A 15,689-nucleotide genomic window follows, 5' to 3' on the forward strand; every position below is an offset into this window, starting at 1 on the left:
TTGTGGGTTGTAACAGCAGACGGTAACCACGATGCGAAGCGAGCCGCTCTTGATCTTGATCTTGATCTGCTTGTGATCTTAGGCGCCCCGTCAAACCACGCTGGCCGGAATTCGACAGGGATTTGGGGGGTAAACCGGCAGGGATGCCGGTTTAGCCGCCCCGCGCCATGGATGGCGCGTGGCGGCGGCCCCTCAAATCACTGGCGGATTACGGGCACACCGAGCCTAAGCGAGGTGCCGAGTGGTGGGGCAAGAGCCCTTTGGTTACTTTGGGGCTCTTTTCCAAAGTGACCCGTCGTCAGGCGGAACCCTAAGTGGCCGTTACCGCAGCAATGGATATACACACAATCCAACTGTGCTGACTGCCAGGCCGCCTTCGCGAGCAAGCCCGCAGTTTGATTGCGGGGTGTCAGGTAGATAGGCGTCGGCTGGCAGGCCGCTATCGCAGGCAAGCCAGCTCCCACATTTGAACCACTTTAAAGGCTTAACCCAACAGCGCCTGCTGGCTTTGCCCGAACAGCAGGTATTCCACCAGTTCTGGCAAGGGCAGCGGCTTGCTGATCAGGTAACCCTGGACCTGGTCGCACCCAAACAAACGCAAAAGCTCAAGCTGCTCGGGGGTTTCCACGCCTTCGGCCACCACTTCCAGGTTAAGGTTGTGGGCCAGGTTGATCATGGCGTGCACCAGCTTGCGGTTTTCTTCGCGCTCCTCCATGCCGCCAACAAAACTCTTGTCGATCTTCAACAAGGCAATCGGCAGGCTGTTGAGGTGCACAAACGATGAAAAACCGGTGCCGAAGTCATCCAGGGAAAACCGCACACCCAACCGGCCAAGGGCATCCATGGTTTGTTTGACCAGGTCGCTGCGGCGCATCACGGCGGTTTCGGTCAGTTCGAACTCCAGCCATTGCGCTTCCACGCCGCGCTCGGCAATCAGGCGGCTGAGGGTGGACAGCAACTGGCTGTCCTGAAACTGGCGAAACGACAGGTTGACCGCCATGTGCAGCGGCGGCAGGCCGCGTTCGCGCAGGTCTTGCATGTCGCGCAGGGCGCGGGAGATCACCCAGTAGCCCAATGGCACGATCAGGCCACTCTGTTCGGCCAGCGGCACGAATTCGCTGGGCGGCAACAGGCCCCGCTCGCCGTGGCGCCAGCGCACCAGGGCTTCGAGGCCAACGATATGGCCGTCGTCCAGGTCCAGGCGCGGCTGGTAATGCAGCTCCAACTCATCGCGGCGCAAGGCCCGGCGCAGCTCGCTTTCCAGGTCGGCCAGGCTGCGGGCGTTGCGGTTGATGCGTTCATTGAAGATATGAAAGGTGCAGCCCTGGGTGCTTTTGGCCTGCTGCATGGCGATATGGGCGTGCCACATCAACGGGTCGGCGCCCGCACGGGCTCGGGCATGGGCCATGCCCAGGCTGCAACCGATCAACAGGCTTTCGCCATCTACCCAATAGGGTTCGGCCATCACTTCAGTGATGCGCTCGGCCATCCATTCGGCGCGCTGGGGCGCCCGGCGGGTATCAATCAGCAAGGCAAACTCATCGCTGCCCAGGCGCGCCAGTTGGTCCCCGGCTTCGAGCTGGCTCTTGAGCCGTGACACCACTTGCAGGATCAACCGGTCGCCCGCCTGATGGCCGAGGGCATCGTTGGCGTGACGAAAGTTGTCCAGGTCCAGGTGACCGAGGGCCAGGCCGCGGCCGTCGTTTTCTGCCAAGCGCGCGGCCAGCAAGGTCTGGAAGCCCTGGCGGTTGGCGATACCGGTGAGCGGGTCTTGCTCGGCCAGGCGCTGCAAGGTGTTCTCCAGCACGCCGCGCTCGCGCACATGGCGCAGGCAGCGGCGCAATGTGTCGGCGTCCAATGCCTCCAGCACCAACCAATCGCTGACACCCAGCGGCGACACCAGTGGCTCCTGCTCCAGCAGTAATACACACGGCAGGCTGCACCGGCCGGGGCCGGGCTGCAGGCTGGGCGTGGTCAATAACACAGCACCCTGGTCGTCATCGAACAGGCGGCTCACCGAGTCCCAGTTGGGCGCACTGATCAGCACAGCCCCTTCGCCCATCGGCGCCAGGCACTCGCGCAACAACGCTGCCCACTCGGGCTCATCGGCCAGCAGCAGCAAACGCAAGGGTTCGACAGGCGTAGACACGCTAACTCCCTAGACTCTGCAAAATTTCATTAGCGGTGCCATTATGACGTGCGGCCTGACAATGACAAAGGATGACAAATGATAGTTGTTATCAAATGCGCAGACTGTAAATAATCGTCTCGGATATTCCTCCACATCCTGCGGCAAAGTAGCAAAACCGGCAAATTTAGATCGAGTGGTACGTCACACCGTCGTTCTATGGCAGCAGAATCTTTCCAGCCTGTTAAAATGCCCGCCCTTTTGAACAACGACCCCTAAAATTCCGTATGTCCCGACTCAATCCCCGGCAGCAAGAAGCCGTGAACTACGTCGGCGGCCCTCTATTGGTGCTCGCCGGTGCAGGCTCCGGCAAGACCAGCGTGATCACCCGCAAGATCGCGCACTTGATCCAGAACTGCGGCATCCGCGCCCAGTACATCGTCGCCATGACCTTTACCAACAAGGCGGCGCGAGAAATGAAAGAGCGCGTCGGCACCCTGCTCAAGGGTGGCGAAGGCCGTGGCCTCACCGTGTGTACCTTCCACAACCTGGGCCTGAATATAATCCGCAAGGAGCATGTGCGGCTGGGCTACAAGCCGGGCTTCTCGATCTTCGACGAGACCGACGTCAAGGCCTTGATGACCGACATCATGCAGAAGGAATACGCGGGCGACGACGGCGTCGACGAGATCAAGAACATGATCGGCGCCTGGAAAAACGACCTGATCCTGCCCGCCGAAGCCCTGGAAGCCGCGCGCAACCCCAAGGAACAGACCGCCGCCATCGTCTACACCCACTACCAGCGCACGCTCAAGGCGTTCAACGCGGTGGACTTCGACGACCTGATCCTGCTGCCGGTCAAGCTGTTCCAGGAACACAAGGACATCCTGGAGAAGTGGCAGAACAAGGTGCGCTACCTGCTGGTGGACGAATACCAGGACACCAACGCCAGCCAATACCTGCTGGTGAAGTTGCTGATCGGCACGCGCAACCAGTTCACCGTGGTGGGCGACGACGACCAGTCGATCTACGCCTGGCGCGGCGCCCGCCCGGAAAACCTGATGCTGCTCAAGGAAGACTACCCCTCCTTGAAAGTGGTGATGCTGGAGCAGAACTACCGCTCCACCAGCCGCATCCTGCGCTGCGCCAACGTGCTGATCTCCAACAACCCCCACGAGTTTGAAAAACAACTGTGGAGCGAGATGGGCCATGGCGACGAGATCCGTGTGATCCGCTGCCGCAACGAAGACGCCGAAGCCGAGCGCGTTGCCGTGGAAATCCTCAGCCTGCACTTGCGCACCGACCGGCCCTACAGCGACTTTGCGATCCTGTATCGCGGCAACTACCAGGCCAAGCTGATCGAGCTGAAACTGCAGCACCACCAGGTGCCGTATCGCCTGTCGGGTGGCAACAGCTTTTTCGGACGCCAGGAAGTCAAAGACCTGATGGCCTACTTCCGGCTGATCGTGAACCCGGACGACGACAACGCCTTCCTGCGCGTGATCAACGTGCCACGCCGGGAAATCGGCTCGACGACCCTGGAAAAGCTCGGCAACTACGCCACCGAACGCAAGATCTCGATGTACGCCGCCACCGACGAAATCGGCCTGGGCGAACACCTGGACACGCGCTTCACCGATCGCCTGTCACGCTTCAAGCGCTTCATGGATAAGGTGCGCGAGCAGTGCGCCGGCGAAGACCCGATCAGCGCCCTGCGCAGCATGGTCATGGACATCGACTATGAAAACTGGCTGCGCACCAACAGCTCCAGCGACAAGGCCGCGGATTACCGCATGGGCAACGTCTGGTTCCTGATCGAAGCGCTGAAGAACACCCTGGAAAAAGACGAAGACGGCGAAATGACCGTCGAGGACGCCATCGGCAAGCTGGTGTTGCGCGACATGCTCGAGCGTCAGCAAGAAGAGGAAGACGGCGCCGAAGGCGTGCAGATGATGACCTTGCATGCGTCCAAGGGCCTGGAATTTCCCTACGTGTTCATCATGGGCATGGAAGAGGAAATCCTCCCGCACCGCTCCAGCATCGAAGCCGACACCATCGAGGAAGAACGCCGCCTGGCCTACGTGGGCATTACCCGCGCACGTCAGACCCTGGCCTTCACCTTTGCCGCCAAGCGCAAGCAATACGGTGAAATCATCGATTGTGCCCCCAGCCGGTTTCTGGATGAACTGCCGCCGGACGACCTGGCCTGGGAAGGCAATGACGACACCCCCACCGAGGTGAAGGCCGTTCGCGGCAACACCGCCTTGGCGGATATACGCGCGATGCTAAAGCGCTAGAATCGACTACTTTTTAATCTACTTTCGGCGCACAACGCGCCATTAGAGGAAGCTTTCCGTGGAAGCACTGCACAAGAAAATTCGCGAAGAAGGCATCGTGCTTTCCGATCAGGTCCTCAAGGTTGACGCCTTTTTGAACCACCAGATCGACCCGGCGCTGATGAAACTGATCGGCGACGAGTTCGCCGCACTGTTCAAGGATTCGGGCATCACCAAGATCGTCACCATCGAAGCCTCGGGCATTGCCCCGGCCATCATGACCGGGCTGAACCTGGGCGTGCCGGTGATCTTCGCCCGCAAGCAGCAATCCTTGACCCTCACGGAAAACCTGCTGTCGGCCACGGTGTATTCCTTCACCAAGAAAACCGAAAGCACCGTGGCGATCTCCCCGCGCCACCTGACCAGCAGCGACCGCGTGCTGGTGATCGATGACTTTTTGGCCAACGGCAAGGCATCCCAGGCGCTGATCTCGATCATCAAGCAGGCTGGCGCGACCGTAGCCGGCCTGGGCATTGTGATCGAGAAGTCGTTCCAGGGTGGGCGTGCGGAACTGGATGCTCAGGGTTATCGGGTTGAGTCGCTGGCGCGGGTGAAGTCGCTGGCCGGTGGTGTCGTGACCTTTATCGAGTAATCACTAACTAAATGTGGGAGCTGGCTTGCCTGCGATAGCGGTGTATCAGGCGACAGAGGTGTCGACTGAAAGACCCTCATCGCAGGCAAGCCAGCTCCCACATTGAGTTTTGCGTTGGCCTATCAGTGGGCGGTGGCCTGCAGGCCGGCCAGCAGCAAGCGTTGGTACAGGTCTTCCTTGATGCCCTCCGGCTTAGCCAGGCGCATGCGCTGCAAATGCTTGGGAAAGGCCTCCGGCTCCGGCGCGTCGAGTGCCGCCTTGCCCAACTCCAGAATCTCCGTGAGTTTGAATTTGCTCTTGAGCCAGTTCAGCGCCCGCAACAAATCCCGTTCCTCATCCGTGAAGTCGCTGCCCAAGGGGTATTCCGGGAACAGGCGACGATGCCTGGCCTGAATCGCCTGGAGCCGCTCTGGCGTGTTGTCGGCAAAACGCGGATCCAGCTGGAAATCCTTGGGCAATTTGCCGGCCTTTTGCGCCTGTTCAATCAAGTCGTGCTGGAACCTGGAATCAGTGATGTTCAGCAGCGCTTCGATCACCTTGGCATCCGTCTGACCGCGCAAGTCGGCAATGCCGTATTCGGTAATGACAATATCGCGCAGGTGCCGGGGAATGGTGCAGTGGCCGTACTCCCAGACGATATTGGAACTGACCTCCCCCGCCGACTCACGCCAGCTGCGCAAAATCAGGATTGAGCGAGCGCCTTCCAGCGCATGCCCCTGGGCCACGAAATTGTATTGCCCGCCCACGCCACTGAGCACGCGACCGTCTTCCAACTGATCGGCCACGCCCGCGCCGAGCAAGGTGACCATGATGGCGCTGTTGATAAACCGCGCATCCAGGCGCTGCAGGCGCTTGAGTTCTTCCTGGCCGTACAGCTCGTTGATGTAGCTGATGCGGGTCATGTTGAATGCCTGGCGCTTGGCGTGGGGCATTTCCTGCAAGCGCTGGTAAAAACTGCGCGGCCCCAGGAAGAAACCACCATGGATCGCCACGCCGTCGGGTTGCGCGGCGTCGTCCAGGGTGCCCGCGTTGGCCTGCGTCTGGGTCGCCACATCCGGGTAGACCTTGCGCCGCACAATCCCTGCATCGGCCAATACCAGCAGGCCGTTGACGAACATCTCGCTGCAACCGTAAAGGCCACGGGCAAACGGCTCGACACCGCCTTCGCGGCTGATCAACGGCGCCCACTGGTACACATCCAAGTCGGTGAGCAACAGGCGATAGGCTTCGTTGTCGGCCTGGCGCGCCAGCAAGGCAGCCGTCAGGGCATCGCCCATGGAACCGATACCGATCTGCAACGTACCGCCATCACGCACCAGGGTGCTGGCATGCAGGCCGATAAAATGGTCCTGAAAGCCCACCGGCATATTCGGCGTGGAGAACAACGTGGTGCTGTCTTTTTCATCCAGCAGGTAGTCGAACTCATCCATGCCAAGTTCGGCATCACCAGGCATGTAGGGCAAATCGCTATGGACCTGGCCAACGACCAGGATGGTCTCCCCGGCCGCGCGGCGCTTGGCGATCATGGGCATCAGGTCGAGGGTGATATCCGGGTTGCAGCTCAGGCTCAGGCGGTCGGGATGCTCGCTGCTACTGGCAACCAGTTGCGCCACCAGGTTCAGGCCGGCGGCGTTGATGTCGCGGGCGGCATGGCTGTAGTTGCTGCTGACATAATCCTGCTGCGCCGCGGCGCTGTGGAGCAGGCTGCCCGGCTGCATGAAGAATTGCTGCACACGGATATTCTTCGGCAGGCTGCCCTTGTGCAGGTCCGCGAGGAAATCCAGCTCAGGGTAGTCGCCAAACACCCGTTCGATGAAAGGTTCGATAAAGCGCTTTTGAAGACCGTCACCCTGGGTAGGCCGGCCCAGGCTCAAGGCGGTATAGAGCGTCAGCGCCCGCTCGGGCAACTGCGCGATGCGCCGGTACAGCGCGTTGACGAACAGGTTGGGCTTGCCCAGCCCCAGCGGCATGCCCATGTGGATATGCGCCGGCAGGCGCTCCAGTACGTCGTCAACTGCTTGCTCGATTGAACACAACTGCACCATCCGACTGCTCCCGAACATTCCATGAATTTGGGGTTGGACCGAGCTTGCCGGGTCTTTGCTGCAATGAACAGCCTCAATACCTAAATTACGGGCACAAAAAAGCCGCTCGTAAGCGGCATTTTTGGCGAAGATCGGCCGATTAGAGCCCGGACATCTTCTTGATCGCACCCTTGAGGTCGTCGTCCGAGCAGTCAGCGCAGGTGCCTTTGGGCGGCATGGCGTTGATACCGGTGATGGCCTTGGCCAGGATGCCATCGAGGCCACCTTGATGGTCGGCGCGTTCTTTCCATGCGGCGGTGTCGCCAATTTTCGGCGCACCCAAAAGGCCGCTGCCGTGGCAAGCGTTACAGTGCTTGGCGATGATATCGTCCGGGGTTTTCGCACCGCCGCTGCCGCCCGCAGTCGCGACGACTTCCATGCCCTTGCATTCCTGGCCCTGGACGCAAACCTGGCCCACAGGCTCCAGGCGCTTGGCAATGTCATCATTGGTCGCAGCTTGAGCGCTGACAGCCCATAGGGCCAGTACGGTTGCTGGTGCAGCCAGCATTTTCATAATTAGGTTCACGCGTTCACCCTCAATGGTGGCTATTCACGCCTGCGGCCACGGTTTCGCAGGCGGCGAAAGTATAACGGTTAGCCCGCCCGGCCGAAACAACCCTATTAAATAAAGGGAGATTCGGCCTCACGGTGTACAGCTGCGGGAACCTCTGCAACGCTGGCAGGGCGCCTCTATTCTTAAAAGTTCGCGGGTGTGGCTGCGCTGATTAGTCGCGCTGGCACGTCGAACGGATTGCGAAAACGATGGGGCCTGGTACTTTCAAAGTAGTAGCTATCGCCCGCCTCGAGCACAAAAGTTTCAAGGCCGACCACTAACTCCAGGCGACCTTCCACCAGAATCCCGGTTTCCTCGCCTTCATGGGTGAGCATTTCTTCGCCCGTGTCGGCACCTGGCGGGTAGATCTCGGTGAGAAACGCGATGGCCCGGCTCGGGCGCGCCCGGCCCACCAGTTTCATGGTGACGGCACCGTCAGAGATGTCGATCAGCTCATTGGCTTTATAGACGATCTGCGTCGGTATTTCCTGGAGGACTTCCTCGGAGAAGAACTCGACCATGGACATGGGGATACCGCCCAGCACCTTGCGCAGGGAGCTGATCGAGGGGCTGACGCTGTTTTTCTCGATCATCGAAATGGTGCTGTTGGTGACACCCGCACGCTTGGCGAGCTCACGCTGGGAAAGACCTTTGAGTTTACGGATGGATTGCAGTCGTTCGCCGACGTCCAATGCAGGAGCCTCCTAGGATTCAGGCTTTGTTGTAATTGAGCGTTATCATGGCGACAGCGTTCAGTATTTACAACACTTGGGCCTAAATCCCGGCGTGCTCAGTTCGTTGCCGGCGGCTAAGCGCCGCAATAGAGCCTTGGCACTCGGCGCAGGTTGCAGAAAATCTGATAGGGGATGGTCTCGGCGGCCACGGCAACATCACTGGCGAGGATGTGCTTGCCCCACAGTTCCACAGTGGAACCAAGGCCCGCTTGGGGCAGGTCGGTGAGGTCGACACACAGCATGTCCATGGACACGCGGCCCAGCAACCGGCTGCGCTGGCCAGCCACCAGCACCGGTGTGCCGGTCGGCGCATGGCGCGGGTAACCGTCCGCATAGCCCATGGCAACCACACCGACGCGCATCGGCTTGGGCGTGACGAACCTGGCGCCGTAGCCCACCGGCTCACCGGCCGGCAATTCGCGCACGCAGATCACTTTGGATTCCAGGGTCATCACCGGCTGCAAGCGTGCAGCAAGGGCCTGGTCTTCGCCAAAGGGCGTTGCGCCGTACAGCATGATACCGGGGCGCACCCAGTCGCTGGACACGCTTGGCCAGCCCAATACAGACGGCGAGTTACGCAGGCTGACCTCAGCGGCCAGCCCTTGGCGCGCCGCCTCGAAGACCGTTACTTGTTCGTTGCTGCTGACGCAATCGAGCTCATCGGCGCGGGCAAAATGGCTCATCAACACAATTTTCGCCACTTTGCCGCTGGCCAGCAGGCGCTGATAGGCCTCCTGGTAATCCTTGGGGTGCAGGCCCACACGGTGCATGCCCGAGTCCAGCTTCAGCCACACTGTGAGCGGTTTGCTCAGGCGCGCCTGTTCGATGGCCTCCAACTGCCACAACGAATGCACCACGCACCACAAATCCTGCTCGATGATCAGCGGCAACTCGTCAGCTTCGAAAAAACCTTCCAGCAACAACACCGGCGCACGAATGCCGGCGGCGCGCAGTTCCAGCGCTTCCTCGATGCACGCCACGGCAAACCCGTCAGCTTCGGCTTCCAGCGCCTGGGCCACGGGCACCGCACCATGGCCGTAGGCATCGGCCTTGATCACGGCAAGGGCCTTGGCCCCGGTGACTTCTCGGGCCAATTGGTAGTTATGGCGCAGGGCTTGGAGGTCGATCAGGGCACGGGCTGGACGCATGGCGGCAGGCTTCTAGGCAGCAAAGTAAAAAAAACCGGTGCCGACCAACAACCTCGGCACCGGGAGAGGGATCGTTGTTAAGGCAGCGCAGCCACGACAGACAGCTCTACCAGAATCTCGGGTTCGCACAGCTTGGCTTGCACGGTGGCGCGGGCCGGGGCGACGCCTTTGGGCAGCCATTTGTCCCATACCGCGTTCATCAGGGCGAAGTCGGCGTCGATATCCTTCAGATAGATCGTCACCGACAGCAACTTGGTCTTGTCGGTACCGGCAAGGTCCAGCAAACGCTCGATATTGGCCAGGGTTTCACGGGTCTGTTGTTCAATCCCGGCGCTCATATCGTCGCCGACTTGCCCTGCCAGGTACACGGTACCGCTGTGGACAACGATCTGGCTCATGCGCTCATTGGTGAGCTGGCGCTGGATTGACATGTCGTGCGGACTCCTGGTGGTTGCCATAACGGGAAATATCGAGGCCTGCGGCGCTGATCTGCGGCGTTTTTTTCGCCATCAGGTCGGCCAGCAAGCGACCGGAACCACAGGCCATGGTCCAACCGAGGGTACCGTGGCCTGTGTTCAGGAACAGGTTCTTGAACGGCGTGGCACCCACAATCGGTGTGCCGTCTGGGGTGGTCGGGCGCAGGCCGGTCCAGAAACTGGCTTGGGCCAGATCGCCGCCCTGAGGATAAAGGTCGTTGACGATCATCTCCAGGGTTTCGCGTCGCCGCGGGTTCAGCGACAGGTCAAAACCGGCTATTTCAGCCATGCCACCGACGCGAATGCGGTTGTCGAAACGGGTGATCGCGACTTTGTAGGTCTCATCGAGAATGGTCGAGGTCGGCGCCATTGCCGGGTTGGTGATCGGCACAGTCAGCGAATAACCCTTGAGCGGGTACACCGGTGCCTTGATCCCGAGTGGCTTGAGCAGCTTGGGCGAGTAACTGCCGAGGGCCAGGACATAGCGGTCGGCGGTTTCCAGCGTGCCGTCGATCAGCACACCGTTGATGCGGTCGCCTGCGTAGTCCAGGCGCTGGATGTCTTGTTCGAAGCGAAATTCCACGCCCAATTGTTTGCACATGTCGACCAGGCGCGTGGTGAACATCTGGCAATCGCCCGTCTGGTCGTTGGGCAGGCGCAGGGCACCAGCGAGGATATCGGTGACGCTGGCCAGGGCCGGTTCAACCCGGGCAATGCCGGCGCGGTCGAGCAATTCGAACGGCACACCGGACTCTTTCAGCACGGCGATGTCCTTGGCGGCGCCGTCGAGCTGGGCCTGGGTGCGAAACAGTTGGGTGGTCCCGAGGCTGCGACCTTCGTAGGCAATGCCGGTCTCGGTGCGCAATTCGTCAAGGCAGTCGCGGCTGTACTCGGACAGACGCACCATGCGCTCCTTGTTCACCGCATAACGGCTGGCCGTGCAGTTGCGCAGCATCTGCGCCATCCACAAGTATTGATCGATATCGGCGGTGGCCTTGATCGCCAGCGGCGCGTGGCGCTGAAGCAGCCATTTGATGGCCTTGAGCGGCACACCCGGCGCGGCCCATGGCGAGGCGTAGCCAGGGGACACCTGGCCGGCGTTGGCGAAACTGGTTTCCATGGCAGCGGCAGGCTGACGATCAACCACCACAACGTCGAAGCCGGCCCGCGCCAAATAGTAGGCACTGGTCACCCCAATGACGCCGCTACCCAAGACCAGAACGCGCATTTTTATATCCTCATCGCGGGCTTGGCCGCTGACGTGTGTTATTCGAGCAATGATGGGCGCAGTGTAAAAAACAATCGGCAGTGCATTTCACTATATAAATGCCTATATTTGGCGACAATTCTTGGCAAAAACCCTTTTGACAGAGGCGTATCCCCTATGCGTACCAACACCCAGACCAAGCGGGAGCTGGACAAGATCGACCGCAATATCCTGCGCATCCTGCAAACCGACGGGCGCATCTCGTTCACGGAGCTGGGGGAAAAGGTCGGGCTGTCCACCACGCCCTGCACCGAGCGCGTGCGGCGCCTGGAGCGCGAAGGGATCATCATGGGCTACAACGCACGGCTCAATCCCCAGCATTTGAAGGGAAGTTTGCTGGTATTTGTCGAGATCAGCCTGGATTACAAGTCGGGTGACACCTTTGAAGAATTTCGTCGCGCGGTGCTGAAACTACCCCATGTGCTGGAGTGCCACCTGGTGTCGGGGGATTTCGACTACCTGGTGAAAGCGCGCATTTCCGAGATGGCGTCGTACCGCAAATTGCTGGGCGATATCCTGCTCAAACTCCCCCATGTGCGCGAATCCAAGAGCTATATCGTGATGGAAGAGGTGAAAGAGAGCCTGAACCTACCGATCCCTGACTGACCCACTGACACAACACGGTCAAATGTGGGAGCTGGCTTGCCTGCGATAGCGTCGGTTCAGAGGCATAGGTGCTAGCTGACCCACCGCTATCGCAGGCAAGCCAGCTCCCACAGTTTTAACCGAGTACATCCGCTAGACCAACACCTGCCGGGTGCTCGCCATGTACTCATGAATCTGCTTCTCCACCCGCGGATGAATCAGCTCCACCGGCCGCCGGCCATTGGGGCACGGCAAGGTCTTGGTGGTGCCGAACAGGCGACAGATCAGCGGCCGCTCGTCATACACCGTGCAGCCCTTGGGGCCCAGGTGCACGCAGTTCAGCTCGTCCATCGCCGCCTCTTGCTCGGCGGCGGTCTTGCGCGGCAGGCGCGACATTTCCTCGGGCGAGGTGGTCACCGGCCCACAGCAGTCGTGGCAACCCGGGACGCACTCGAACGAAGGAATCTGGCGACGCAGCGCGCTGATTTTCTGACTGTTGCAACTCATCGAAACCCATACCGAACGGCGAATAGACGTGGATTCTGACGCAAAACGCCCCGCGCAGACAGCGTCGTGCGACCACTGTATCCTGCGTCAAATTTTCCAGACACGGAGGTTCCCATGACCGCCAGCGCCCGGCACACCGCTTCCTACTACGCCGCCAGCAGCGTGCCGCAACCGGATTACCCGACGCTGACGGGTGAGGTGAACGCCGATGTCTGTGTGATCGGCGGGGGTTTCTCCGGTCTCAACACCGCCCTGGAATTGGCCGAGCGCGGCTTTCGCGTGGTGTTGCTGGAGGCGCGCAAGATCGGCTGGGGCGCCAGCGGGCGCAATGGCGGCCAGTTGATTCGCGGTGTCGGCCACGGGCTGGATCAGTTCACCCAGGTGATCGGCAGCGACGGTGTGCGCCAGATGAAGCTGATGGGCCTGGAAGCCGTGGAGATCGTGCGCGAGCGTGTAGAGCGCTTCCAGATCCCCTGTGACCTGACCTGGGGCTACTGCGACCTGGCCAACAAACCCCGCGACCTGAAAGGCTTGGCCGAAGATGCCGAAGAGCTGCACAGCCTGGGTTACCGCCACGAAGTGCGCCTGTTGCAAGCCAGCGAGATGGGCACGGTCATCGGCTCCGATCGCTATGTAGGCGGCATGATCGACATGGGTTCCGGCCACCTGCACCCGCTGAACCTGGCACTGGGTGAGGCTGCCGTCGCCCAGCAGTTGGGCGTGGCGCTGTACGAGCACTCCCAAGTGACCCGCATCGACTATGGCCCTGAGGTCAAGGTGCATACCGCCCAAGGCACTGTGCGCGCCAAAACCCTGGTACTGGCCTGCAACGCCTACCTGAACGGGCTCAACCCGCAACTGAGCGGCAAAGTGCTGCCCGCCGGCAGCTACATCATTGCCACCGAGCCCTTGAGCCAAGCGCAGGCCACCAACCTGTTGCCGCAGAACATGGCGGTGTGTGACCAGCGCGTGACGGTGGATTACTTCCGCCTGTCCGCCGACCGTCGTCTGTTGTTCGGCGGCGCCTGCCACTACTCCGGTCGAGACCCCAAGGATATCGGCGCCTACATGCGGCCGAAGATGCTGCAGGTATTCCCCCAATTGGTTGACGTGAAAATCGACTTCCAATGGGGCGGCATGATCGGCATCGGCGCCAACCGCCTGCCGCAGATTGGCCGCCTGCCCGATCAACCCAACGTGTATTACGCCCAGGCCTATGCCGGCCATGGCCTCAACGCCACGCACCTGGCGGGCAAGCTGTTGGCCGAGGCCATCAGCGGCCAGCAACAGGGGCGCTTCGATCTGTTCGCCCAAGTGCCACACATCACTTTCCCCGGTGGTAAACACCTGCGTTCGCCGCTGCTGGCCCTGGGAATGCTCTGGCACCGCCTCAAAGAACTGCTCTGATCAATCGCGCCAGAAGGGTTTTAAGCCCTCACGGCGCGCCTGCTCGGCGGTCAGCCCAATGTCGCGTAACTGCTCGCGGCTCAGGTCCAGCAGGGCCTTGCGCGTATGGCGACGGCGCCAGAACAGACTCCAGCGGCCAGGCGCCGGGGCAGTGATCACCTGCTCCTGCCCCGCTTCCAGTTCCTGACTGCGTAACGCCAGCCGTACATCGCTCATGCCGCTCATTTGACTGCCCCTCATTGGCCTGTTGCCTTGAGTGACCAGCATGCGCGGGCGGCCAGAACCATGACAGATTCAGCCAACTTTTATTAAACCCATACAGATACTCCCTTTGCGTGGCTGAATCCTGTATTTTGCCCCTATCTGTACTGGTCCCTCGGGAGTGAGCACCATGACCCTTTACGTCAACCTCGCCGAATTGCTCGGCACCCGCATCGAACAGGGCTTCTATCGGCCGGGCGATCGGCTGCCTTCAGTGCGGGCCTTGAGTGTGGAACATGGGGTGAGCCTGAGCACCGTGCAGCAAGCGTATCGGTTGCTGGAAGACAACGGCCTGGCGACGCCCAAGCCCAAGTCGGGCTATTTTGTGCCGGTGGGCCGTGAACTGCCGGCGCTGCCCGAGATAGGCCGCCCGGCCCAACGGCCAGTGGAAATCTCCCAGTGGGACCTGGTGCTGGAACTGATTCGCGCAGTGCCGCGCAAAGACGTCATACAGATGGGCCGCGGCATGCCAGATGTACTGTCGCCCACCTTGAAGCCGCTGCTGCGTAGCCTCGCCCGTGTCAGCCGCCGCCAAGACCTGCCGGGGCTGTATTACGACAATATCCTCGGCTGTATGGAACTGCGTGAGCAAATCGCCCGGCTGTCATTGGATTCCGGCTGCCAACTGAGCGCCGAAGACATCGTGATCACCACCGGTTGCCATGAAGCCCTCTCCGCCAGCATTCACGCGATTTGTGAGCCCGGCGATATCGTTGCGGTGGATTCCCCCAGCTTCCACGGCGCCATGCAGACCCTCAAGGGCCTGGGTATGAAAGCCCTGGAAATCCCCACCGACCCGCTCACCGGCATCAGCCTGGAGGCCCTGGAGCTGGCGCTGGAACAGTGGCCGATCAAAGTCATCCAGCTCACCCCAAACTGCAACAACCCCTTGGGATACATCATGCCTGAAGCGCGCAAACGCGCCTTGCTGACCCTGGCCCAGCGCTTTGACGTGGCGATTATCGAAGACGATGTGTATGGCGAACTGGCCTACAGCTACCCACGCCCGCGCACCATTAAATCCTTCGATGAAGACGGCCGTGTGCTGCTGTGCAGCTCCTTCTCCAAAACCCTGGCGCCCGGCCTGCGCATTGGTTGGGTCGCACCGGGACGCTACCTGGAACGGGTGCTGCACATGAAATACATCAGCACCGGTTCTACGGCCACGCAGCCGCAGATTGCGATTGCCGAATTCCTCAAAGGCGGGCATTTCGAGCCGCATTTACGCAGGATGCGCGCCCAATACCAGCGTAATCGCGACTTGATGCTTGATTGGGTCAGCCGTTATTTCCCCGCTGGCACGCGCGCCAGCCGGCCCCAGGGCAGCTTCATGCTGTGGATCGAACTGCCTGAAGGGTTCGACACCTTGAAGCTCAACCGCGTGCTGTTGGAACAAGGCGTACAGGTGGCGGTAGGCAGTATTTTTTCTGCCTCCGGCAAATACCGTAATTGCTTGCGCATGAACTACGCTGCCAAGCCAACGGCGCAGATTGAAGAGGCCGTGCGCAAGGTGGGGGCAGCCGCTGGCAAGATGCTGGAAGAGACGGCGGACTGACCTTTCCCACGCAATTGCCGTCATATGCCACAACCGCCCTGACCTGGAAGCAGTTT

The 15,689-nt window shown here is 60.8% G+C and carries 14 protein-coding genes; 5 read left to right on the plus strand and 9 right to left on the minus strand.

All coding sequences use genetic code 11. The features are described from left to right. Window positions 1–484 precede the first annotated feature (484 nt). Entirely contained in the window at window positions 485–2,149 is a 1,665-nt protein-coding gene (locus PSH76_RS29435) for a bifunctional diguanylate cyclase/phosphodiesterase (protein WP_032894551.1), read from the minus strand. Window positions 2,150–2,415: 266 nt separating this feature from the next. On the opposite strand from PSH76_RS29435, the gene rep reads away from it, so the two are divergent. Together rep and PSH76_RS29445 are read left to right on the plus strand one after the other, a co-directional pair. After that, entirely contained in the window at window positions 2,416–4,425 is a 2,010-nt protein-coding gene (gene rep / locus PSH76_RS29440; RefSeq protein WP_003195444.1) for a DNA helicase Rep, read from the plus strand. Between the two features lie 58 nt (window positions 4,426–4,483). Further along, a complete protein-coding gene (locus PSH76_RS29445) occupies window positions 4,484–5,056 on the plus strand; it encodes a xanthine phosphoribosyltransferase (protein ID WP_003195447.1) in 573 nt (190 codons plus the stop codon). A 122-nt stretch (window positions 5,057–5,178) separates the two neighbouring features. On the opposite strand, the gene PSH76_RS29450 is transcribed toward PSH76_RS29445, so the two are convergent. From PSH76_RS29450 to dadA, 6 genes are all read right to left on the minus strand, one after another. Further along, the gene (locus tag PSH76_RS29450; protein ID WP_305493347.1) at window positions 5,179–7,101 is read right to left on the minus strand and encodes an acetyl-CoA hydrolase/transferase C-terminal domain-containing protein; all 1,923 of its coding nucleotides are present in this window, start codon (window positions 7,099–7,101) and stop codon (window positions 5,179–5,181) included. Between the two features lie 139 nt (window positions 7,102–7,240). Next, the gene (locus PSH76_RS29455; protein ID WP_032894549.1) at window positions 7,241–7,654 is read right to left on the minus strand and encodes a cytochrome c5 family protein; all 414 of its coding nucleotides are present in this window, start codon (window positions 7,652–7,654) and stop codon (window positions 7,241–7,243) included. A gap of 182 nt (window positions 7,655–7,836) precedes the next feature. Further along, a complete protein-coding gene (locus PSH76_RS29460; RefSeq protein WP_032894548.1) occupies window positions 7,837–8,385 on the minus strand; it encodes a cupin domain-containing protein in 549 nt (182 codons plus the stop codon). A gap of 116 nt (window positions 8,386–8,501) precedes the next feature. Continuing rightward, a complete protein-coding gene (gene alr, locus PSH76_RS29465; RefSeq protein ID WP_032894547.1) occupies window positions 8,502–9,575 on the minus strand; it encodes an alanine racemase in 1,074 nt (357 codons plus the stop codon). Between the two features lie 77 nt (window positions 9,576–9,652). Further along, window positions 9,653–10,006 (minus strand): RidA family protein, encoded by a 354-nt coding sequence (locus PSH76_RS29470; RefSeq protein WP_032894546.1) that lies wholly within the window; start codon window positions 10,004–10,006, stop codon window positions 9,653–9,655. Next, window positions 9,978–11,279: a D-amino acid dehydrogenase gene (dadA, locus tag PSH76_RS29475; protein ID WP_305493348.1), complete on the minus strand. Its 1,302-nt coding sequence runs from the start codon at window positions 11,277–11,279 to the stop codon at window positions 9,978–9,980. The genes PSH76_RS29470 and dadA overlap by 29 nt, the downstream gene beginning before the upstream one ends. 156 nt (window positions 11,280–11,435) lie before the next feature. On the opposite strand from dadA, the gene PSH76_RS29480 reads away from it, so the two are divergent. Further along, entirely contained in the window at window positions 11,436–11,924 is a 489-nt protein-coding gene (locus tag PSH76_RS29480) for an Lrp/AsnC ligand binding domain-containing protein (RefSeq protein ID WP_003176896.1), read from the plus strand. A 132-nt stretch (window positions 11,925–12,056) separates the two neighbouring features. Here the strand turns inward: PSH76_RS29480 and PSH76_RS29485 are convergent, their stop codons facing one another. Continuing rightward, window positions 12,057–12,410: a YkgJ family cysteine cluster protein gene (locus tag PSH76_RS29485; protein WP_003195461.1), complete on the minus strand. Its 354-nt coding sequence runs from the start codon at window positions 12,408–12,410 to the stop codon at window positions 12,057–12,059. Window positions 12,411–12,524: 114 nt separating this feature from the next. Between PSH76_RS29485 and PSH76_RS29490 the strand changes: the two genes are divergently transcribed. Further along, on the plus strand, window positions 12,525–13,817 hold the full coding sequence (locus PSH76_RS29490; RefSeq protein ID WP_305493349.1) for an FAD-binding oxidoreductase: 1,293 nt from the start codon (window positions 12,525–12,527) through the stop codon (window positions 13,815–13,817). On the opposite strand, the gene PSH76_RS29495 is transcribed toward PSH76_RS29490, so the two are convergent. Next, window positions 13,818–14,042 carry a DUF1127 domain-containing protein gene (locus tag PSH76_RS29495; protein ID WP_032894543.1) on the minus strand — a complete coding sequence of 75 codons (225 nt, stop codon included), beginning with the start codon at window positions 14,040–14,042 and terminating at the stop codon, window positions 13,818–13,820. A 166-nt stretch (window positions 14,043–14,208) separates the two neighbouring features. On the opposite strand from PSH76_RS29495, the gene PSH76_RS29500 reads away from it, so the two are divergent. Next, window positions 14,209–15,633, plus strand: coding sequence for a PLP-dependent aminotransferase family protein (locus PSH76_RS29500; RefSeq protein ID WP_305493350.1), 1,425 nt, complete (start codon window positions 14,209–14,211; stop codon window positions 15,631–15,633). Window positions 15,634–15,689 lie beyond the last annotated feature (56 nt).

It is taken from the genome of Pseudomonas sp. FP215 (genome assembly GCF_030687795.1).
Lineage (GTDB): Bacteria > Pseudomonadota > Gammaproteobacteria > Pseudomonadales > Pseudomonadaceae > Aquipseudomonas > Aquipseudomonas salmasensis.